The 19,557-nt window shown below is 62.8% G+C and carries 23 protein-coding genes; 12 read left to right on the forward strand and 11 right to left on the reverse strand.

All coding sequences use genetic code 11. From position 1 onward, the window contains the following. Positions 1-4: 4 nt before the first annotated feature. Complete coding sequence (locus AAFP29_RS02910) at positions 5-550, reverse strand: TetR/AcrR family transcriptional regulator (RefSeq protein WP_419215802.1); 546 nt, start codon at positions 548-550, stop codon at positions 5-7. 148 nt (positions 551-698) lie between these two features. Here AAFP29_RS02910 and AAFP29_RS02915 point away from each other — a divergent pair, with 148 nt between their 5' ends. Next, a complete protein-coding gene (locus tag AAFP29_RS02915; protein WP_419215803.1) occupies positions 699-1,268 on the forward strand; it encodes a hypothetical protein in 570 nt (189 codons plus the stop codon). A 7-nt stretch (positions 1,269-1,275) separates the two neighbouring features. Here the strand turns inward: AAFP29_RS02915 and AAFP29_RS02920 are convergent, their stop codons facing one another. Then, positions 1,276-2,403, reverse strand: coding sequence for a hypothetical protein (locus tag AAFP29_RS02920; RefSeq protein ID WP_419215804.1), 1,128 nt, complete (start codon positions 2,401-2,403; stop codon positions 1,276-1,278). Between the two features lie 385 nt (positions 2,404-2,788). Further along, on the reverse strand, positions 2,789-4,123 hold the full coding sequence (locus AAFP29_RS02925; RefSeq protein WP_419215805.1) for an MFS transporter: 1,335 nt from the start codon (positions 4,121-4,123) through the stop codon (positions 2,789-2,791). Positions 4,124-4,226: 103 nt separating this feature from the next. Between AAFP29_RS02925 and AAFP29_RS02930 the strand changes: the two genes are divergently transcribed. Then, positions 4,227-4,598 carry a winged helix-turn-helix transcriptional regulator gene (locus AAFP29_RS02930; RefSeq protein ID WP_419215806.1) on the forward strand — a complete coding sequence of 124 codons (372 nt, stop codon included), beginning with the start codon at positions 4,227-4,229 and terminating at the stop codon, positions 4,596-4,598. 80 nt (positions 4,599-4,678) lie between these two features. On the opposite strand, the gene AAFP29_RS02935 is transcribed toward AAFP29_RS02930, so the two are convergent. Both AAFP29_RS02935 and AAFP29_RS02940 read right to left on the reverse strand, forming a co-directional pair. After that, complete coding sequence (locus AAFP29_RS02935) at positions 4,679-6,157, reverse strand: aldehyde dehydrogenase (protein ID WP_419215807.1); 1,479 nt, start codon at positions 6,155-6,157, stop codon at positions 4,679-4,681. 108 nt (positions 6,158-6,265) lie between these two features. Continuing rightward, complete coding sequence (locus AAFP29_RS02940) at positions 6,266-6,571, reverse strand: antibiotic biosynthesis monooxygenase family protein (protein WP_419215808.1); 306 nt, start codon at positions 6,569-6,571, stop codon at positions 6,266-6,268. Positions 6,572-6,625: 54 nt separating this feature from the next. Here AAFP29_RS02940 and AAFP29_RS02945 point away from each other — a divergent pair, with 54 nt between their 5' ends. Next, positions 6,626-7,426 carry an alpha/beta fold hydrolase gene (locus AAFP29_RS02945; RefSeq protein WP_419215809.1) on the forward strand — a complete coding sequence of 267 codons (801 nt, stop codon included), beginning with the start codon at positions 6,626-6,628 and terminating at the stop codon, positions 7,424-7,426. A 57-nt stretch (positions 7,427-7,483) separates the two neighbouring features. Here AAFP29_RS02945 and AAFP29_RS02950 read toward each other — a convergent pair whose 3' ends face one another. Beyond that, positions 7,484-8,371, reverse strand: coding sequence for an A/G-specific adenine glycosylase (locus AAFP29_RS02950; protein ID WP_419215810.1), 888 nt, complete (start codon positions 8,369-8,371; stop codon positions 7,484-7,486). On the opposite strand from AAFP29_RS02950, the gene AAFP29_RS02955 reads away from it, so the two are divergent. The 3 genes from AAFP29_RS02955 to AAFP29_RS02965 all read left to right on the forward strand — a co-directional run bounded on the left by AAFP29_RS02955 (position 8,370) and on the right by AAFP29_RS02965 (position 10,087). Continuing rightward, a complete protein-coding gene (locus AAFP29_RS02955; protein ID WP_419215811.1) occupies positions 8,370-8,990 on the forward strand; it encodes a carbonic anhydrase in 621 nt (206 codons plus the stop codon). The genes AAFP29_RS02950 and AAFP29_RS02955 overlap by 2 nt on opposite strands. 61 nt (positions 8,991-9,051) lie before the next feature. After that, entirely contained in the window at positions 9,052-9,807 is a 756-nt protein-coding gene (locus AAFP29_RS02960; protein ID WP_419215812.1) for a hypothetical protein, read from the forward strand. Positions 9,808-9,811: 4 nt separating this feature from the next. Then, complete coding sequence (locus AAFP29_RS02965) at positions 9,812-10,087, forward strand: hypothetical protein (protein WP_419215813.1); 276 nt, start codon at positions 9,812-9,814, stop codon at positions 10,085-10,087. Between the two features lie 15 nt (positions 10,088-10,102). Here the strand turns inward: AAFP29_RS02965 and AAFP29_RS02970 are convergent, their stop codons facing one another. Next, on the reverse strand, positions 10,103-10,345 hold the full coding sequence (locus AAFP29_RS02970) for an excalibur calcium-binding domain-containing protein (protein ID WP_419216329.1): 243 nt from the start codon (positions 10,343-10,345) through the stop codon (positions 10,103-10,105). Between the two features lie 135 nt (positions 10,346-10,480). Then, positions 10,481-11,587, reverse strand: a complete 1,107-nt coding sequence (disA, locus tag AAFP29_RS02975; RefSeq protein ID WP_419215814.1) for a DNA integrity scanning diadenylate cyclase DisA — start codon at positions 11,585-11,587, stop codon at positions 10,481-10,483. Between disA and AAFP29_RS02980 the strand changes: the two genes are divergently transcribed. Then, positions 11,586-12,182: a PaaI family thioesterase gene (locus tag AAFP29_RS02980; protein ID WP_419215815.1), complete on the forward strand. Its 597-nt coding sequence runs from the start codon at positions 11,586-11,588 to the stop codon at positions 12,180-12,182. The two genes, disA and AAFP29_RS02980, sit on opposite strands and share 2 nt — an antisense overlap. Before the next feature lie 4 nt (positions 12,183-12,186). On the opposite strand, the gene radA is transcribed toward AAFP29_RS02980, so the two are convergent. Together radA and AAFP29_RS02990 are read right to left on the reverse strand one after the other, a co-directional pair. Further along, on the reverse strand, positions 12,187-13,617 hold the full coding sequence (gene radA / locus AAFP29_RS02985; RefSeq protein ID WP_419215816.1) for a DNA repair protein RadA: 1,431 nt from the start codon (positions 13,615-13,617) through the stop codon (positions 12,187-12,189). Between the two features lie 67 nt (positions 13,618-13,684). Further along, positions 13,685-14,326 (reverse strand): hypothetical protein, encoded by a 642-nt coding sequence (locus tag AAFP29_RS02990; protein WP_419215817.1) that lies wholly within the window; start codon positions 14,324-14,326, stop codon positions 13,685-13,687. Positions 14,327-14,600: 274 nt separating this feature from the next. Between AAFP29_RS02990 and AAFP29_RS02995 the strand changes: the two genes are divergently transcribed. The 5 genes from AAFP29_RS02995 to rlmB all read left to right on the forward strand — a co-directional run bounded on the left by AAFP29_RS02995 (position 14,601) and on the right by rlmB (position 18,772). Beyond that, a complete protein-coding gene (locus AAFP29_RS02995; protein WP_419215818.1) occupies positions 14,601-15,089 on the forward strand; it encodes a CarD family transcriptional regulator in 489 nt (162 codons plus the stop codon). A 37-nt stretch (positions 15,090-15,126) separates the two neighbouring features. Next, complete coding sequence (gene ispD, locus AAFP29_RS03000; protein ID WP_419215819.1) at positions 15,127-15,870, forward strand: 2-C-methyl-D-erythritol 4-phosphate cytidylyltransferase; 744 nt, start codon at positions 15,127-15,129, stop codon at positions 15,868-15,870. Further along, the gene (ispF, locus tag AAFP29_RS03005) at positions 15,867-16,331 is read left to right on the forward strand and encodes a 2-C-methyl-D-erythritol 2,4-cyclodiphosphate synthase (protein ID WP_419215820.1); all 465 of its coding nucleotides are present in this window, start codon (positions 15,867-15,869) and stop codon (positions 16,329-16,331) included. The genes ispD and ispF overlap by 4 nt, the downstream gene beginning before the upstream one ends. A 74-nt stretch (positions 16,332-16,405) precedes the next feature. After that, on the forward strand, positions 16,406-17,797 hold the full coding sequence (cysS, locus tag AAFP29_RS03010) for a cysteine--tRNA ligase (protein WP_419215821.1): 1,392 nt from the start codon (positions 16,406-16,408) through the stop codon (positions 17,795-17,797). A gap of 18 nt (positions 17,798-17,815) precedes the next feature. Next, positions 17,816-18,772, forward strand: coding sequence for a 23S rRNA (guanosine(2251)-2'-O)-methyltransferase RlmB (gene rlmB / locus AAFP29_RS03015; RefSeq protein ID WP_419215822.1), 957 nt, complete (start codon positions 17,816-17,818; stop codon positions 18,770-18,772). On the opposite strand, the gene AAFP29_RS03020 is transcribed toward rlmB, so the two are convergent. Further along, entirely contained in the window at positions 18,773-19,516 is a 744-nt protein-coding gene (locus tag AAFP29_RS03020) for a LamB/YcsF family protein (RefSeq protein WP_419215823.1), read from the reverse strand. Positions 19,517-19,557 lie beyond the last annotated feature (41 nt).

The following is a 19,557-nucleotide window of genomic DNA, read 5'->3' on the forward strand; positions in this document are numbered from 1 at the left end:
GGGTTCAGTCGAGCAGTCGCTCGATGCCGTCTCGGAACGTAGCGCATACCGGCACCGGGTCAGTTAGGCAGCCGGCGGCCATCGCTCCGTCGCGGAGCATGACGAAATGTCGAGCGGCCGAGTCAGGGGCGGTCGCCCCGGCGTCGATGAACAACTCGGTGACCGTCGCTAGAAACCACCCACGGTGACTGAGCACCACCTGATGTACCGGATGGTCCGGATCAGGGTATTCGGCGGCGGCGTTGAGGAACGCGCAGCCGCGAAATCCGGGTGATTCGATGCCGTCGGCGATGGTGCGCCCGACGGCTCGAATGGTGTCCGCTGGCGATAATCGCCGCTCGCGAACCTGCTGAATCTGGGCTCGGATGGCATCGTCGGCCGCAGTCAGGTAGCCGACGATGAGGTCGTCTTTGCTAGGGAAGTGGCGGTACATCGTCGCGCGGGTGACCTTGGCGTCGGCAACGATCCGATCGACTCCCACCGAGTGAAGTCCCTGTGAATAGAACAACTCGCTGGCCTTGCTGACCAGGCGTGTTCGCGCTTCTGACATGTCGCCTCGCTCCGATTTCGATGCCATTCGAGGCTATCAGATAGAACGTTCGTTCTTGACAACGGTGATGGTGGTAGACGATAGTCGGAAGAACGAACGTTCTATCTCAGGCTCTCGTGAGCCCACCGTCCCGCTGAAAGAAGGATCAATGTCTACCACCGTCCCCGCCGCCGCCGTTCCCAACGTCACAGGCACCGCCAACCTATCGCTGCGAAACCTCTACTACGCCCGCTTCGGCTTCGCAGTCGTATGGGCGGCGCTGCTCGCGCTGACAGCTTCGACGCTGAATCCGGCCAGTGTCGCTCTGCTGGTGATTTATCCGCTGTTCGATGTCGCTGCAGCGGTGATCGACGTGCGGACGTCGAAGGGTATGCGGGCGACCGGACCGCTCTACATCAACATGGCGTTGAGCGTGCTGACCGGAATCGGGTTGGCAATCGCGGTCAGCGTGGATATTCCTGCCGTTCTGCGAATCTGGGGCGGCTGGGCCGTCACGGCTGGACTCGTACAGCTAGTCGTCGCCGTCCTGCGTCGTCGGCTTGGCGGTCAATGGGCGATGATCCTCAGTGGTGCGATTTCAGTCTTGGCTGGCGGCGGCTTCATCGCCCAGGCCGGTGGATCGGAACCTTCGCTTGCGATTCTCGCCGGATACGCGACACTGGGCGGAATCTTCTTCCTGGTCTCGGCGATCACTCTGCATCGGCGGGGAGTTCGGTAGCGGGAAGTCAGCGTTCGAGGTCGTTCCAATAGCCGGCGGCTTGTGATGTCTGTTTGATGAGTTCGTCGGGTTGAATGGGACTGGGCCAGATAGTGATCTGGTATTCGTCGATAAGTTCGCCGACATCCGCTTCGCGCGCCGCGTCCATATTGTTGGCGCAGTAGCGCAGACGGTAGGTGCCTTTGGAAATAGGAAGTCGCACGCCAGGGTCACCAGTACCCCACCCGGTCAATATTAGGGGCGCGTCGACGGTCAGCGGCACTTCGCCGACCTCTTCCCAATCATTAAGCGCCAGTTCTGGGCGAATGTCGGCGATTTCGAGTGTTACACCGACATCGCCGGTATGAAGTCCAGTCGTGAACAAGACTTGACCGGGGGTGTCTCCGCCGATTAGCCCGAAGTTTTGGGGCGTGCCTACTGAAACCTCGCCGTCGTTGTAGGCGTGTAGATAGAACTGCATATAGCTCACATTCACCGGCCCGGAGTAGATGATGCCGGTCGTTTCCGCGGTGCCGGGAGTGCGCAGGGCAAGTTCATGCGCTGCTTCGGCAGCTTGTTGCTCGGCGATGATTTCCGCCGCTGGACGCGGCGGATCGACTGGCGGAATCGATTCCAGAATGCGGCGCGCATCGATTTCCGCGAGCGGAGAATGCGAAGTCAACTCGTAGGTCCAGATGTTTCCTACGGTCCTTACCGCGTCGTCGAACGAGCTGTATGGCGACGGTTCGGGCGGCGTCGTGCCCGTGAGCCAGCGCCGCACACTAAGTGATGGCCCGGAAATGTTGAGTGACATGTCGAGTGCGCCGGTTGATGTATCACCGTCGGTCGCATTGACCGAGATTGAGAAGGGATACCAGGCCGGTGCCGGCTTGGGCAGGGCGTCAAGGGCTCGTTGTTTTTCCTCGTGCTCGGCTTGAAGGGCGATGCGTTCATCTGCTTCTTCGACTACCGGGCCGGTGTAGGTGAAAAGTGCCGGATCCAACTGTTCATCAAGCGTGTAGGAGATTAGCTCAATGTGCTCGGTTCCAGATGACCAAGCGAGCACAAGGCCAGTCTCGGCGTCGAAGACAAAAGCCTGAGCTGGCAGCTGGCTGTTTTCGGCGAATTCGACCCGCCACCCAGGGCGGTCATGCAACGTAGCTTTTTGAATTCGAATCGGGTCGCCCGCGCCGGCGAAGCCTAGTTGGTGGCGGCTGGGCAGCGGCCAGAATATATGGGAGCCGACGATTATCTTGCAATGGGCGCCCGTGGTCATCGTCGTTCGATAAGTGTTCCCGCCTAGCGATGTATGGACCATTGCTTCCGGGGACCGGCGCCATTCGTCGGTTAAAGTAGTAATCCATTTCGGGGCGCCGTCATGGTCTACTCGCCACAGCGACGGCGGATCGAACCAGAATTCCTCAGTGGAGTCGTCGTTGATCTGTGCGACGCCGTGCACAGTCCGCCCGATCGTTCCGTAATTCAGAGCCCGTATTTCACGCCAAGAGGGAACCATGTGCCAAAGGTATCGCGCGATCGCGCTAGCGGTCGGTTTCGGGGGCGTCGCCGGGCGTATCAGTCCGAGACATCCGGCAGTCGACGCTCTCTTTCGATCCGACTGTTCCGCCGAGCGCAGCGGCGACAATACAAAGTGTGGCACCAGCTATCCAGACGAGAGTGTACGAACCGTCGCTCTGCCGAATCAGTCCTCCAATCAGGGACATCGCGCCCGCACCCAGTTGGTGGAATACATTGATCCAACCGAATGCGAGCGCACTGTCGGCACCGAAATAGTGTCGGCACATTGAGATGGTAGGTGGCACGGTCGCGACGTCGAGGATTCCGAATGCGACCGCGAAGGCGATCAACGGCGGATCGATATGAGTGGTCAGGATCGCCGGCAAAGTGCCGAGTGTCAGTCCTCGGATCAGAAAGAAGACGGCAAGCAATATCCGGGGTTCGATTCGATCCGTGAACCAGCCGGCGGCGACTGTTCCGATTACGTTTGCGAAACCGACTAGCGCGAGCAGGGTCGATGCCGCCGTTGGCGCCATTCCGTGGTCATGAGCCGCGGGCGTGAAATGCGACCACATGAGCCCGTTTGTCGTTGCGCCGCAAAGGAAGAACATGCCAGCGAGTAGCCAGAACCGTCGATTGTGCAGGCAAGTGAGGAGCACGCGCAATGTGCGTGCCGCCGCGTTGTCGGGTGAGCCGGAAACGCTCCTCGGCGGGGCGGTCTCACCCAGTCTCGATGAGCCGACGTCGGAGGGGCTGTCGCGTAGGCCGATCGCGACGAGAACGGCAGCACCGATGGCCAAAACGCCGCAAGCGGCGATTGGTGCGTGCCAGTCGGTCTGCGACATTAGTTCGGACAGAAGGGGGAGTATTGCGAACTGGCCGACGACGCTCGCCGCCGTCAGTATGCCGGTGGCAAGGCCGATACGTTCGACGAACCATCGGTTCGCGACGGCTGCACCGAAGACCATCGTCAAGCAGCCGGTGCCGGTCCCCACGAGAACACCCCACCAGAGGACGAACCACCCAGCCGTGGGGGTGGCCGTGATTATGAGTGTCGAGCTGATGGCTAGCAGGCCCAGTGCGGCGGTGGTGACGATACGTAGTCCGTAGCGGTCCATCATCGCAGCGCCGAAAGGTGCGATCGCGCCGTAGAGGAACATATTGACGGCTATCGCGATGCCGATATCTGCTCGGCCCCAGCCCTCATTCATGACGAGGGGGTCGGTGATGAGTCCGGCGATAGTCGTATACGAACCGGCGGCGAGCAGGGCGGCGGCAGCGAGCGCGGTCATCCGCCACGCCGGATGAGTTCGCTGTCGGGAGTCGGCAACCGTTTGGTCGTTGTTGAGTTCACCCATACCTACTGAGTAGCCGGTTATAGGCCGAACCGATAGTATGTACATTATCGTCCATAAGGACGGTACGGTCCATATGAGCCACGGGAAGGTGAGGCTTAGGGCGATGACCAGTGACGATGTGCGCGAACTTCGTGAACCAGTGCGACGGGCCTATGAAGTGTGTCCGGTCGAGGTGAGTATCGCCGTGTTGGGTGGCTCGTGGAAGATGACGATCGTCAAGAACCTTCTAACCGGCACCCTGCGATATGGGGAGCTGTGCCGCGCGGTCGGTCCGGTGACTCCTCGGGTACTCACGCGTCAGCTGCGTGAACTCGAGTGCGATGGCATCGTTCGCCGCACCGCATACCCGGAGGTGCCGCCGAAGGTGGAGTATTCGTTGACCGAGCAAGGTAGAGCGTTGGAGCCATTCGTGACAGCACTCAATGAGTGGGGTACGCGGTATGCCGACGAGGCCATTGCCCCAAGACTTCGATAGCGACTGACCACGTCCTCCGCAGCCAGCACAGCAAACAGCCCCAACCGAATCGGTTGGGGCTGTTAGGTTCTCGCATTGAACTAACCCTGCGACGAGTATCCCATCGGCATCAGGATCGACTTGTGCTCCAGGTACGACTCGAGTCCTTCCCGGCCGTTTTCGCGGCCGATGCCGGAGTTCTTATAGCCGCCGAACGGAGATGCGGGATCGATTGCGTACCAGTTGATTCCGTAGGTTCCGGTGCGGACCTGCTTGGCGATCTCGACACCTCGCGCGATGTCGGTTGTCCAGACCGAGCCGGCCAGTCCGTAGTCGGAGTCATTGGCGATGGCAATGGCTTCTTCGACGGTGTCGTAGGCGATGACGCCGAGGACGGGGCCGAAGATCTCTTCACGGGCGATAGTCATATCGTTGGTCACTCCGGTGAAAACCGTTGGGGTGACGAAGTATCCGTTGTCATGCCCCTCTGGCCGGCCGCCTTCCAGTACTGCCGTCGCGCCTTCGTTCTTACCCGTGGCGACATAACCTTCGACTTTGCCGCGCTGCTTCTCGGTGATCAGTGGGCCGAGGTTGGTGCCAGCTTCAAAGGTTTTGGCTACGGTGACAATCGCTTCGACGATCTCGTCATGGCGTGATCGCGGCACCAGGATCCTGGTCTGCGCGACGCAGGCCTGGCCGGCGTTGAGTAGGCCGGAGAACGCGAGCATTGGTGCGGCAGAAGCGATGTCAACGTCCTCGAGGACGATGGCAGCCGACTTGCCACCCAGTTCCAACGAGCATCGTTTGAGTAGTTCGCCACAACGAGCCGCGATGATGCGTCCGGCGGCGGTCGATCCGGTAAAAGTGATCTTGTCAACCTCGGGATGCTCGACAAGTGCCTTTCCAGTCTCGGCTCCACCCGGAACTACCGAGATAACGCCTTGTGGCACACCGGCTTCGGCGAAGATCTCGGCGATGAAGTTGGCGTCGAGCGGCGTTTCCGGAGCCGGCTTGAGAACTACCGAACAGCCGGCGGCAAGGGATGGGCCGAGCTTGTTACAGAGCAGGAATAGCGGCACGTTCCAGGCGGTGATGGCACCGACGACGCCAACCGCCTCGCGAACGACGATGCTCTCCCCGAATAATCCGGTGCGCTTTTCCTCCCACGGATAGTCCAGCGCGGCTGCGGCATAGCCGTTGAGCACACCGGTTCCCGGTAGTTGTTGCAATGTCGCGACGTCCGTGGCCGAAGCACCCATCTCGGCCGAGACGAGGTTCTGGATATCGGCCCCGCGTTCGTTAATCAATTCGGCTGCGCGGTTGATCACCGCCGCGCGCTCAGCTGGCGTCTTGTCGCGCCAGATGCCCGAGTCGAAGGACGCGCGTGCGGCGCGAACCGCTGCGTCGACGTCGACCGAGTCTGCTTCCGGTACCGAACCGACGCGAACGCCGGTGGCTGGGGAGAAGACCTCAAGTACCGACGTCGAATGAGGTGCGACCCATTCGCCACCGATGTAGAGATTCGCCTGGTCGCCACCCCCGACGAGGTCGGTGGTGGCGCTTTCGACGGTGTCAGTCATGTGTGCTCCAGTTACTTGTCGCGTTCGATCCCGCTGTGAATTCGCTCACGCGGGGCTACCGACAAATAGTAGAACACGTTCTATTTCGAGGCTAGGGGTCGTCCGAAGTCAGCTGGGACGGGCGTCGAGCACGACTTCGAATTCCAGCAGGTCGGCGCCGCTGGCAACCGGCTTGGCGCGTTCACCCGAATGGGCCTCGCGGGCTGGCCCGCTGGCCCATGCCTGGAAATCCTCTTCGGTTTCCCACTGGGTTACAACGAAGTAGCGGTCGTCGCCTTTGACGGGACGCAGCAGTTGGAAGCCGAGGAAACCCTTGGATCCATCGACGGAATGGGCGCGATTGGCGAATCGCTTCTCCAACTCGGGGCCGGCGCCGTCGGGTACGGAAATAGCGTTGATCTTCACAACAGTCATGACATCGACACTAGCGGCACACCGAGCGCGTCGGCCAGACGCTAGATTCGTCTCGTGAGTGAGACCGGGTTGCGTGACTACGGCGGGCGCGATGACGGCGTCGGCCCAATTGTGTTGCTGCATGGTCTGATGGGCCGCGGGCGGACCTGGCGGCGGCAAATTTCTTGGCTACGGAACTATGGTCGGGTTTTCACACTCGACGCCGCGTGGCATACCGGATCGGACGGCGTGCCGGCCGATCCGACGCTGATTCCGCCGACCGATATCGCCACTGAACGATTCGTCGCCGACGTCGCCGAAGTCCTCACCTGGATCGACCAGGGGCCAGCGGTCTTGATCGGGCATTCGATGGGCGGCCTGCACGCGTGGTGCACCGCCGCTCGGTACCCGGAGATGGTGTCAGCGGTCATCGTCGAAGATATGGCTCCCGACTTTCGCGGTCAGACCACCAAAACGTGGACCCCGTGGTTCGATTCCTGGCCGGATCGGTTCGAATCGCTTGCGCATGCGCAAGCGATGTTCGGCGACATCGCCGGCCAGTACTTCTACGAGGCCTTCGACGACGGGCGCCTGCATGGCACCTTGCCGGTATGGGCGGCGATCGCCGAAGAATGGGGTCAGCGCGACTTCTGGGTACAGTGGCGAGCGGTGTCGGCGCCGACCTTGTTGATCGAGGCGGAGTTCAGTGTGACGCCGACCGGTCAAATGCGAAATATGTTGGCCGCCAACGAGAATGCTCGCTACATTCGTGCTACTGGCGCCGGTCACCTTGTGCACGACGACGCGCCCGACTTCTATCGGGGCGCAGTTGAGGCATTTCTTTCCGGCTTGACCTTGCGGAGATATGTCCCGTGAGCGAGTCAGCTGTCATATAGACATCTGATCGAGGGTCGGGACATATCTCCGCGCGTATCAGCGCGGCAACGCGTACAACTGATCCTCGGAAACCTCCACCAGCCCGTCCACGAGTAGCGAATCCAGTGCACGATTTCGTTGCCCGGCGTCTGGCCACACGATATCCAAACGTTCCCGCGGCACTGGAGAGGTGTTGTCGCGCAATACATCCAACAGGAGGCCGCGGACTTGGCGATCGGTGCCTTTGAATTGTTGGCGCCGTGGTGGCGGACCATCGTGCGCCGGGCTCCCCGCGGCGACCCACGCGCACGTCGCGGTGATGGGACAGCGATCACAACCCGGGTTCCGCGCCGTGCAGACAAGCGCGCCAAGTTCCATCAACGCGGCAGAAAAGCGTGGCGCCGACGACGCGTACCGTCCCGACGGTGTGCGCGGTGCCAGTGCATCGGCGTCATCGAGATCGATGCGCGAGGGGTTGCCGGGGATCGCCCGACCATGCACCGCACGGGCGATGACGCGCCGCACGTTGGTGTCGACCACCGGCACCGACTGTCCATATGCGAAACAGGCAACCGCCCGCGCGGTGTAGTCGCCGATTCCAGGTAAGCCCAGCATGGTTTCGACGTCGGCGGGGACGGTGTCGCCGTAGTCGGTTGCCAATCGCGACGCGCATTCGCGTAGTCGTAGCGCCCGGCGCGGATAGCCAAGTTTGCCCCAGGCGCGCACGACATCCGCGGTAGGTGCGGCGGCCAACGCCGACGGTGTCGGCCAGCGCTCGATCCACGCCGCCCACGGCTCCAGGACACGCGCGACTGGAGTTTGCTGCAACATGATTTCGCTGACGAGAATTTGCCACGGTGTGACTCCCGGTGAGCGCCACGGCAAGTCGCGCTCGACGCGGTCGAACCAGCCGAGCAACCGTCGAGATGGCACACTGCTAGTCATGGCAAGAATCACCCCAGCCCAGGCATGGCAGCAACTCCGCGACGGCAACGACCGCTTCTACGCGGGCCAGTCCATACACCCGAGCCAGGGTATCGAAGACCGCTCCCGGCTCGCCGACGGACAGTCGCCAAGCGTCGTCATGTTCGGCTGCTCGGATTCGCGCGTCGCCGCAGAAATCATCTTCGACCAGGGGCTTGGCGACATGTTCGTGGTCCGAACCGCAGGACATGTGGTCGACTCGTCGGTCATCGGGTCCATCGAATACGCGACCGAGGTTCTCGGCGTGCCGCTTATCGCCGTGATGGGGCACGACTCATGTGGCGCGGTTACCGCGACGGTGAATGCGATCGACGATCTGGAGATTCCCGGCGGCCATATCCGAACCGTCGTCGAGAAGATCGCCCCGAGCGTGCTGGAAGGAAAGAGTGAGGGGCTCAAGACCGTCGACGAATTCGTCGCGCGTCACGTTAAGGAGACCGGCACCCTGATCACTCAGCGCAGCAACCTGATCCGCGATCGCATCGACAGCGGTGAGGTCGCCATCGTCGGACTCACCTATCGCCTGAGCGACGGGCATGTGGAACTCGGTGGTGTTGTGGGTGACATCGGCGAGTCATAAAGTCCCGACACGCCGCATTAGGTAAAGTACCCGGCCCGCTACGACCACTAGCGTGGGCAATGTGATTGAACCGCAAGGACCATTGCCGCCGGAGATCTATTGGCGACGACGCGTTGTGGCTGGCGTCGGTGCATTGGCCATCGTCGGTTTGGTGATAGCGCTGATCGTCTGGACGACGTCGGGTTCCGACGATCCGAAGCAGACGGCCGCGACACCGTCGAGCAGTGAACAGGCCCAGCCGACGCAGGCGGATCCGTCTGAATCGGCGACCCCCGACGGCCAGGGTGGCGATCAAGGCGGCACCGGGCAAGGTAATAATGCCAGCGGTGCACCGCCGACGTCGGCGTCCACGACGCCAGGTCAGAGTTCGGCTGCGGCATCGGCGCCCGCTCCGGTTCCCGCATCGGGGCTATGCCCGGATCAGAACATCTCGGTGGTGCTCTACACCGACAAGCCGACCTACAAGACCGGTGATCAGCCGCAGTTCACCATCGTCACGACCAACGCGGGACTCACCGCCTGCACTCGCGACGTCGGGAAGGCCGCTCAGAACGTGGTGGTTCGCACGCTCGACGGCACTCGCACGCTGTGGTCGGCGCGGGACTGCTCGCCGCTGCAGACGGTGAATAATCAGCTTCTCCAGCCTGCTCAGCAGGTTCGGGACAACATCACCTGGTCGGGAACCACCTCAAGCCCCGGGTGCAACAAGCCTCGCGTGCAGATCCCGGTGGGCGCTTATCAGGCGGTCGGCAAGATCGGTGAACGCGAGTCGGCGCCGATCACTTTCAACGTCGTAGCGCCCGCGCAGGAACCATAGGCCGATGGCCACGGTCCACCCCGAAGCAGTCATCACCGCGACGATCCTTGAACGCGGTCGCGAAGCCGATCAGGTGATCGCAGGCGGTGATCAGCACGGTGTTGCGGTGCCTTCGGGAGTGCAGGTACGCGGTAGTGGCTCGCTGGCTGAATCGGTCGCCGACGTCGAAGTGGTTGTTCCGCACCTGATTCCGGCGTCACTACCCCGCGAGGTGGTCGCGAAACTCGAAGGCTATTGGACGGACGGGAGCGGCCCGGTCGCCTGGTTGGCCAGCGCCTAGGTCCGCCCGATCGCGCTAGTGTTTCTCGCAGGCGATGCCATCATCGTCGCGGTCCCGCGCGGTATTCGCACTGTAGAGATCGTTGTCGACGGTGAAGTCGGTTACCGGCGTGCCTGATGTGGAATCGGTCGCTCCAGCTTTGCCGACACCATGAGGATAGTCACCGTTCAGGGCGGCGCAGTTTGAGTAGGACTTCGCGGCAAACGCCGGTGCCGGGGCGATCAAGACTCCGCCGATCGAAACAGCGGTGGCGACCATTGAGGTGCTGATGAAGATCCGTGACTTGTGCATTTCTTCCTCCGGAGTTCGCTTCTCACGTTAGGTTCGAACGTAGAACGCGGAGGTCGGAGGAATCGGCGAATTCGGAAAAATGGACTGAACGGACTACCGGGGCTAGTACCGCTCGATACTTGTCTCAGCAAGTCTCGACAGCCCTTCGCGGATGTGTCGGGCCCAGATGCTGCCGATACCCTCCACGGCCTGCAAATCTGCTGCGCTGCTTGCCAATAGCGCCTGCAGGGTGGTGAAGTGCCGCACCAACCGATCGATATGTGCGAATTGCAGTCGGGAAATGCGCGCAAGGAGCCGATAGCCGCGGGGGCTCATCGAATTATCCTGCGCTTCAACGGTTGTCGGGTAGCCGAACGCCCCGGCGACCAACGTCAGGTCGAGGAGATCGGCGTCGGAGAGCTCCTCGAGTGCTTCGAGTGCGACGCGCACTTCCTCGGTGCTCGCGGGCTCCGGCGTCGAATAATAGTCGCGCACAAGGAGTTCGCGCATGGTGTCGTTATCGCTGATGAGCTCTTCCAGTTGCAGGCTCACCTGCCGACCATTGACCCCCAATTCGAGGACATACTCCTCAATCTCCACTGAAACTCGCCGGACCATCTCCATCCGCTGCGCCGCACTCATCGCATCGCGCAGCAGCACGTAGTCCTCGATCTCCGCGCGGGAGAGTTGCGCGTTCACTTCATCCAGGCGCGTCTTGTAGCGCTCCAGGGTGGCCAGCGCGACGTTGGCGCGGGAGAGGATGGGGTCGGGGGATTCGACAACGCGGCGAATGCCGTCGACGTAGGCGCTGACGATCGACATTGACGCGCTCACCGAGATCACCGGGAAGCCGGTCTGGATTGCGGTTCGCTCCGCCGCCCGATGCCGTGTGCCGGACTCTTCGGTGGGGATCGACGGATCTGGGACAAGCTGGACATTGGCTCGCACAATGCGCTTGCCGTCGGTGGACAGCACGACCGCACCGTCCATCTTGCATAGCTCACGTAGTCGGGTCGGGGCGAACTCGACGTCGAGATGGAATCCGCCGTCGCAGATCTTTTCGACGTCGGAATTGTGGCCGAGGACGATCAGGGCGCCGGTGCCGCCGCGGAGGATTCGTTCCAGTCCATCGCGTAGGCCGCTGCCCGGTGCGACACGTGCCAGGGTCTCCCGAGTCAGATCGGACATGGTCTTCTCCAGATTGAGACCGGATTTCACGACGTCAGGCATGCAGATAGGGTATCTGGGCGTGAGTAGTGCATTTGTAGTACCCGAGGATTCAGAAGTGCTGACCCGCCACCCGAAGGCGCGCCGCCCAGGCGAACTGATCGACCTTCACCACAGCATGTGCCACGGTTGCGGCGATGACGCGATCGAGGGATTGCGTATCAAGGTGTACGCGGCGCAGGGTTTCACCGTGCGCGCGAAGATGGACGTGCAGCGGCGGATGGAGGGTGGTCCGGGGACCATTCACGGTGGGGTGCTTTCGGCGGCATTCGACGAGGTGATGGGCCATTTGCCGCTGCTGATCGGTCCGGGCGCGGTTACCGCGCACCTGGAGATCGATTTCTCCGCGCCGATCCCGCTGGGGTCGACGCTGTACTTCGTCGGCCGGATTCTGGCGAAGGAGCGTCGCAAGATCTATACCGAAGTTGTTGCGTACCTTCAGGATCCGGAGGTCAACTCAGAATCGCCGATAGTCGCGACTGGCCGCGCACTGTTCATCCAGGTCAATGGGGCCGCGCACTACGGCAAGTTTGTGGCCAACTCTCAAGTGGCAGAGCATTATTCGAAAATCGCGCCGACTGTGGGCGGGCCGGAGTAACCGTCTAGAACGGCGCTTCGCCGATATCGTCGATGGCCGGCTTGCGCTTCTCACGCCGGTTCGCGCTGCCAAGCGCGGCCTCGGTGGCGTCGGCGAGATGGCTTACCCGGCGGATCGAAATCCCTTTGGGCACTTCCTCATCGGGAGTTCCGGCGGGGATGATCGCGTGCCGAAAACCCAGTCGCTTGGCTTCGGAAAGTCGTTTTCCGACGCCGGAAACGCGCCGGATTTCCGCTGCCAGTCCGAGCTCGCCGATGATCACGGTGTGCGGCTTGATCATTCGTTTGCTGAAGTCGGACATGACCGCCAGTGCGATGGACAGGTCGGCTGCCGGTTCGGTTACTCGCATACCGCCGACGGTCGAAGTGTAGACCTCGCATTTGCCCAGTTCGGTGAAGTTCATCCGTCCCTGGATGACCGCGAGAACCATTGCGACCCTTGCTGAATCGAGTCCGGATACCGCGCGGCGGGGGTTGTTCATCTCGCTCTTGTTGACCAACGCCTGGACTTCGCCGACCAGTGCGCGTTTGCCATCCATGTGGACCAGCGTGGCCGACCCCTCGGCTGATTCATCGCGGTGCTGCACGAAGATTCCGGATGGATCGGGTACCTCGTGGATGCCGTCGTCGCGCTGTTCGAAACAACCGACTTCGTCGGCGGCGCCGAAGCGATTCTTGATACCGCGCACCATCCGCAGGCTGGAATGTTTGTCGCCCTCGAAGGACAGCACCACGTCGACCAGATGCTCAAGCGAACGCGGCCCGGCGACGTTGCCGTCCTTGGTGACATGGCCGACGAGGATCACCGCGATGCCGTTGTTCTTGGCCAACGACACCAACGCGGTGGTGACCGCTCGAATCTGGGTGACACCGCCGGTGACCCCGTCGACGTCGGCGGCCACCATCGTTTGCACCGAGTCGACGATGAGCAGCGTCGGCGACACTTCGACGACGTGACCGAGCACCGTGGACAAATCGGATTCTGCTGCGAGATAGACATTTTCGTGGACGGCGTCGGTTCGTTCGGCACGCAGTCGGACCTGACCGGCGGACTCCTCACCGGTCACATACAGCGCCGTCTTGCCTTGGCGTGCCCACTGTTTGACCGCCTCGAGGAGCAGTGTCGATTTGCCGACGCCGGGCTCGCCGGCGAGCAGAATCACCGAGCCGGGTACCACCCCGCGGCCCAACACGCGATCGAGTTCGCCGATGCCGGTTGGGAAGGCGGCCGAAGTTTGCGGGTCGATGTCGGTGAGTCGTTTGGCCGGGCTCGCCGGCGCGACCACACCGGTTGAACGCCCCTTGGCCGAGGACGCCGCGAGCATCGTCACCTCGTCGACGGTGCCCCATTCGCCGCATTCCGGGCAGCGGCCAACCCATTTCGGAATTTGGTGACCGCACGCGGTGCAGCGGAACGTCGAGCGGGGTTTGGCCATGCCCCACAGCGTAAAACGCCCCACCGACAGTCATTGTCGATGGGGCGTCTATGGCGTCGAGTGGTCGCTAGTGGTGCCCTTCCTCGGGCTCCTCGGCCTGGCGCGGCTGATCCACGCGGGTGGCGTAGGTGCCGACATCAACCGGAGTGTCGGCTACGACGTCGCCTTCGACGGTGGTGAAGCTGTCTTTGTCGATCACCGATGCGGTCGAGAACGTGAAGCGGAGTTTGGTGGTGAGTCCGGCGGCGACGGTCTTGCCCGCATCGCGCAGAGTAACGACCAGACGCGTCTGTTTGTCCGCTTCGGCGGTCAGCAGGCCGACCGGCGAACCGGCGCGAATGGAACCACCGGGTCCGATGATCCGATCGCCAACGGAGTTCTCGATTTCAACCGTTCCCTTTGGAGCGGTGATCCGGTCGAGGCGGAAGTAGTGATCAGGGCTGTTATTGCTGATGACGAACGCGATCTTGAAGGGGCCGCCATTGCCGAATACCTCGTCGGACTTGCTGGCCGGGTACAGAATCTGTACATCGCGCAGGGCGAGTTGGCCGAAGTTCACCGACGCGCCGTTGATAGCCGCCGCCTGGTTTGCGCTCTGAGAGACCTGCCCGGCGCTACACGCGGTGCTGCTGAGCACAACTCCGACGCCGACCGCCGCGATAGCGAACGCCGACGTGAGTCGGCGTTTGGAGAGAGTATGCACGGACACCGTTCCTCCCAGTGTGCGAAAAAAGTCCTAGTGACAACCTGCACTACGCAGCGTAGTGGGCGGTTCCCGCCCCTGTCTGCCCGGGTGCGAAGAATGCACTCACGCTGACGGCGGCCCGTGGGCGCCTCGGTGGCCTGGACCACACGCTACTACTGGGCGTAGCAGACCCCTGGCCAGGGGTTAGTGGCCTCCTCAGTGCCTTGACCTGCACCGTTGTTCAGAGTGCGTCAGGCGCCCGTGTTAGACTGGTTGTACTCGAAAGGGGCACGGAACATTGAATTTCAAAGTTGGCGACACCGTTGTCTATCCACATCACGGTGCTGCTCGGGTCGAGGACATTGTCACTCGGACCATTAAAGGTGAAGCAGTCGAATACCTTGTCCTCAAGGTTCAAGACGGCGATATGACCGTTCAGATCCCCTCGTCGAAGCTGGAATACGTCGGCGTTCGCGACGTTGTCGGTGCAGAGGGGCTCGGTGAGGTCTTCGAGGTCTTGCGGGCTCCACACACCGAAGAGCCGACCAACTGGGCGCGCCGTTTCAAGGCAAACCAGGAGAAGCTGATGTCGGGCGACATCATCAAGGTCGCCGAGATCGTTCGCGACCTCTGGCGTCGTGACCAGGATCGCGGTCTGTCCGCAGGTGAGAAGCGCATGCTGACTCACGCGCGACGCGTACTGGTTGACGAATTGTCGCTCGCACAGAACACCGACGACGAGAAGGCCGCCATCATTCTCGACGAGGTGCTCGCGGCGGCATCCTGATCGGCCGCCGGATAATTCGGCCGGGGGGCCACGCCGCGTGACCGTTCACTATTTACCCGGTGTGCAACGTTCGGCACCGACCGCTGTCATCGTCGTGGCCGCGGGCTCAGGCGAGCGGCTCGGCGAGTCGGTGCCGAAGGCATTCGTCGAACTCGACGATCGCACCATTTTGCAGCATGCTGTCTCGCGGATCGCAAGACTGCCCGCGGCGAATCTGATCGTCGTAGTCGTCCCCGGTCGCCTCGTTGTCCGCGCGCGGATGGACGTGATGTTCGGCAGACCGCGCGTCCAGGTGACCGCCGGCGGCGCACAGCGAAGCGATTCGGTCCGTGCCGGTATCGAGCACATCATGGCCGCCGCACCGGAAACCGAAGTAATTCTGGTACACGACGCCGCCCGTCCGCTGACGCCGACCGCGGTATTCAATCGCGTCATCGATGCGGTGACCAGCGGTCATCGCGCAGTGGTTCCCGGCATCCCAGTAGTCGACACACTCAAAGAGGTTGTGGTCGAGGGTGAGCGGGTCAGCGTGCGCGGCACTATTGATCGCGAGATGTTGCGGGCCATTCAGACACCCCAGGGATTCAGCGTCGATGCGTTGACACGCGCCTACGCGGACCCGACCGAACTCGCTACCGACGACGCCGGCCTGGCCGAACGCTGTGGCATCCCGGTGCATGTCGTCGAGGGCGATGCTCTCGCATTCAAAATCACCACGCCGTGGGATCTGCGGATAGCGCGTGGCGTCGTCGCCGAATCCGGACCGGAGGAATTGCCATGAGGGTCGGCATCGGGACCGACGCACATCCCATCGAGGCGGGTACCGAGTGCTGGATGGTCGGACTCCTATTCCCCGACGACGACGGTTGCGCCGGTCATTCCGATGGCGACGTTGGCGCGCACGCGCTGTGCGACGCGGTGCTGTCGGCAGCTGGTCTCGGCGACGTCGGGGCGGTCTTTGGTACCGGACGGCCCGAATGGGCCGGGGTGTCAGGCTCCGCGATGCTGGCGCATGTGGCCGAACTGGTCGCCGGGCAGGGCCTGCGAATCGCAAACGGAGCGGTTCAAATCATCGGTAACCGGCCCAAGATCGGTCCACGTCGCGACGAGGCCCAACGAGTGCTCAGCGAAGCGCTCGGTGCCCCGGTGTCGGTATCGGCGACGACTACCGACGGTCTGGGGATGACCGGTCGCGGCGAGGGGATCGCCGCGGTGGCGACCGCGCTCGTCGTCGATCAGTAGGCTCCCGCCCGGCGACCGCGCACAAACCGACCGGTCGCCGGAATGGCATAGCTCACCAGGTAAGATGGCACGTCGTGACCCTTGCACTGTATGACACCGCAGCCCGAGAGGTGCGCGACTTCACTCCGCTGCACCCCGGACGAGTTTCGGTGTATCTATGTGGCGCAACGGTTCAGGGCATCCCGCATATCGGCCACGTACGCAGCGGCATCGCTTTCGACGTGTTGCGGCGCTGGCTCACGTACCACGGCGACGATGTGTTGTTCGTGCGTAATGTGACCGACATCGACGACAAGATCCTACGCAAAGCTGCCGACGCGGGCCGACCGTGGTGGGAATGGGCCGCGACGCACGAGCGCGCGTTCAACGCGGCCTACGACGCTCTCGGCGTATTACCGCCGTCAGCCGAACCGCGAGCGACCGGCTTCATCACGCAGATGGTCACCTATATGGAACGGCTCATCGAACGAGGCCACGCGTACGCCGCTGACGGCAATGTGTACTTCGACGTGCGTAGCCTGCCGTCATACGGTGAGTTGTCCGGACATAAACTCGACGACGTCCATCAGGGTGAGAGTGCCGGCACGGGCAAACGCGATCCGCGCGACTTCACGCTGTGGAAGGCCGCGAAACCTGGTGAGCCGTCGTGGCCGACACCGTGGGGTGACGGGCGCCCCGGCTGGCATCTGGAATGCTCGGCGATGGCGACCGGTCTACTGGGCCCCGAGTTCGATATTCATTGCGGCGGAATGGATCTGGTCTTTCCGCATCACGAGAATGAAATAGCGCAGAGCCACGGCGCGGGCGATCCGTTCGCCAGGTACTGGCTGCACAACGGCTGGGTCACCATGAGTGGCGAGAAGATGAGCAAGTCACTTGGCAATGTGGTGGCGATACCGGAAATGCTCAAGCGAGTACGCCCGGTTGAGCTGCGGTATTACCTCGGTAGTGCACACTACCGGTCGATGCTGGAGTATTCCGAGGCCGCGCTACATGAGGCCGCCGCGGGCTTTCGTCGGGTGGAATCCTTTGTGCAGCGGGTGAATTCGCGGGCCGGTGACGTCGAAGTAGGCGAGGTTACGGCCGAATTCGCGGCCGCCCTCGACGATGACCTCGGGGTGCCCGCCGCGCTCGCGGTGATCCATAACGTTGTGCGACATGGTAATTCGGCGCTGGAATCCGGCGATGCGAGCGCTGCGGCGACCGACGCGTCCGCGGTGCGGGCGATGATGGGTATCCTCGGTGTCGATCCACTCGATCCGCACTGGGCGGCCGACGCCGGTCAGGACGAGGCCGCGACCGGGGCGCTCGACGTGTTGGTTCGCGCCGAACTCGAGCGTCGTACCCGCGCCCGGGCCGAAAAAGACTGGCCGACAGCCGATGCCGTGCGAGATCGGTTGGCGCAGGCAGGTGTTGAGGTTACCGATACCCCGGACGGCGCCCAGTGGACGCTCAAAGGCCAATAACTCTCAAAGGAGGCCATGATGGCCGGAAATTCCCGACGTAAGGGTGCGATCCGCAAGTCGGGGACCAAGAAGGGGCAGGTCGCCGGTTCTGGCGGCCAGCGCCGACGCGGCCTCGAGGCACGTGGCGCGACGCCGAAAGCCGTCGACCGCTCGTACCATCCAGCACATAAGAAGGCGAAGGCCGCCGCGAAGTCGGCGACCGGGCGAGCTGCGCCACGGTACCGCAAAGACGACGACGCATTCGAGTATGTACTCGGGCGCAACCCTGTTGTCGAATGCCTGCGCGCGAAAGTGCCTGCGACAGCACTGTATTTGGTGACCACCGTCGAACCCGACGAGCGGGTGACCGAGGCAGTCAAGATGGCCGGCGATCGCGGCATCTCGATCCTCGAAGTGTCCAAGGCCGAGTTGGACCGGCAGTCGACCAATGGAATGCACCAAGGGATCGCACTACAGATACCGCCGTACCAGTACGCGCACCCCGAGGACGTGATGCGTGATGCGGTCGCCAGTGGTGAACCGCCATTGCTCGTCGCGCTCGATAACATCACCGACCCGCGCAACCTCGGCGCGGTGATCCGCTCGGTCGCGGCGTTCGGCGGACACGGTGTGTTGATTCCGCAACGTCGCAGCGCCAGTGTCACCGCGGTGGCCTGGCGGACCAGTGCCGGTGCGGCCGCACGGTTGCCGGTGGCTCAGGCGCCGAATCTGACTCGCACACTGAAGGATTGGGCGGCGAACGGTACGCAGATTGTCGGCCTCGACGCTGGCGGCGATGTCACACTCGACGAGTATGACGGTTCCGGCGGCACTGTTGTAGTCGTCGGCTCCGAAGGTAAGGGCCTGTCGCGGCTGGTGCGCGAGACCTGCGACTCGGTTCTGTCGATCCCGATGGCAGGCGACGTCGAGAGTCTGAACGCTTCGGTTGCCGCGGGTGTAGTACTGGCGGAATTCGCGCGGCAACGTCGGGCCTAGTTATCCGACCGGTGCGATGGTGACCCCGGCGTCGGTCAATGCCAGGCGGACCGCTTGCGCGTGGTGGACCGCGCCCGGTGTATCACCGTGCAGGCAAATGGACTGTGCCGCAACTGAAATGTCAGTGCCGTCGACCGCGGTCACCGTTCCCGACGTCACCATTCGCACCACTCGTCGTGCGACGTCGGCGCTGTCGGTGATCAATGCGCCGGGTTCGCCGCGCGGCACCAGTGTGCCGTCGGGACGATAGCCGCGATCGGCGAAGGCCTCGGTGATGGTCGGCAGACCGGCGGCACGCGCGTCACGCAGAAGTCGTGAACCCGGTAGACCCATTACGGCCAGTCCCACATCGACACTGCGTACCGCCTCGACGACCGCCGCCGACTGATGTTCGTGGTGGACGACGGTGTTGTACAGCGCGCCGTGTGGTTTCACATAGCTGACTGTCGAACCGGCTCGATATGCGAGCGCGGTCAACGCGCCGATCTGATAGACGACGTCGGCGACGAGGTCGTCGTGAGCGACGTCGATGAAGCGGCGTCCGAAACCCGAACGGTCCGGGTAGGAGACTTGCGCACCGATCCGGATGCCACCGGTGGCCGCCGAGCGACAAGTCGCCGCCAGTGTCGCCGGATTTCCGGCGTGAAAGCCGCACGCGATATTCGCGCTGGTCACGAGGGTGAGCATGGCGTCGTCGTCGCCGATCTCCTCGCCAAGGTCAGCATTGAGGTCGATGACAGCCATGCTGGTCATCGTAGTTGTGTGGCCCAGTCGTGAGTTATGTT

The organism is Gordonia sp. CPCC 205333 (genome assembly GCF_048537885.1).
Lineage (GTDB): Bacteria > Actinomycetota > Actinomycetes > Mycobacteriales > Mycobacteriaceae > Gordonia.

Excerpts from the sequence above, each read along its gene's own strand:
- AAFP29_RS02980 (WP_419215815.1), top strand. The coding sequence starts at position 11,586 with ATGCAGATAGGGTATCTGGGCGTGAGTAGTGCATTTGTAGTACCCGAG.
- AAFP29_RS02950 (WP_419215810.1), bottom strand. The coding sequence starts at position 8,371 with ATGACTAGCAGTGTGCCATCTCGACGGTTGCTCGGCTGGTTCGACCGC.
- AAFP29_RS02910 (WP_419215802.1), bottom strand. The coding sequence starts at position 550 with ATGTCAGAAGCGCGAACACGCCTGGTCAGCAAGGCCAGCGAGTTGTTC.
- AAFP29_RS02970 (WP_419216329.1), bottom strand. The coding sequence starts at position 10,345 with ATGGTCGCCACCGCTGTTTCGATCGGCGGAGTCTTGATCGCCCCGGCA.
- ispF (WP_419215820.1), top strand. The coding sequence starts at position 15,867 with ATGAGGGTCGGCATCGGGACCGACGCACATCCCATCGAGGCGGGTACC.
- AAFP29_RS02930 (WP_419215806.1), top strand. The coding sequence starts at position 4,227 with ATGACCAGTGACGATGTGCGCGAACTTCGTGAACCAGTGCGACGGGCC.
- AAFP29_RS02965 (WP_419215813.1), top strand. The coding sequence starts at position 9,812 with ATGGCCACGGTCCACCCCGAAGCAGTCATCACCGCGACGATCCTTGAA.
- AAFP29_RS02955 (WP_419215811.1), top strand. The coding sequence starts at position 8,370 with ATGGCAAGAATCACCCCAGCCCAGGCATGGCAGCAACTCCGCGACGGC.
- AAFP29_RS02940 (WP_419215808.1), bottom strand. The coding sequence starts at position 6,571 with ATGACTGTTGTGAAGATCAACGCTATTTCCGTACCCGACGGCGCCGGC.
- disA (WP_419215814.1), bottom strand. The coding sequence starts at position 11,587 with ATGCCTGACGTCGTGAAATCCGGTCTCAATCTGGAGAAGACCATGTCC.
- AAFP29_RS02925 (WP_419215805.1), bottom strand. The coding sequence starts at position 4,123 with ATGGGTGAACTCAACAACGACCAAACGGTTGCCGACTCCCGACAGCGA.
- AAFP29_RS03020 (WP_419215823.1), bottom strand. The coding sequence starts at position 19,516 with ATGGCTGTCATCGACCTCAATGCTGACCTTGGCGAGGAGATCGGCGAC.
- AAFP29_RS02935 (WP_419215807.1), bottom strand. The coding sequence starts at position 6,157 with ATGACTGACACCGTCGAAAGCGCCACCACCGACCTCGTCGGGGGTGGC.
- AAFP29_RS02915 (WP_419215803.1), top strand. The coding sequence starts at position 699 with ATGTCTACCACCGTCCCCGCCGCCGCCGTTCCCAACGTCACAGGCACC.
- rlmB (WP_419215822.1), top strand. The coding sequence starts at position 17,816 with ATGGCCGGAAATTCCCGACGTAAGGGTGCGATCCGCAAGTCGGGGACC.
- radA (WP_419215816.1), bottom strand. The coding sequence starts at position 13,617 with ATGGCCAAACCCCGCTCGACGTTCCGCTGCACCGCGTGCGGTCACCAA.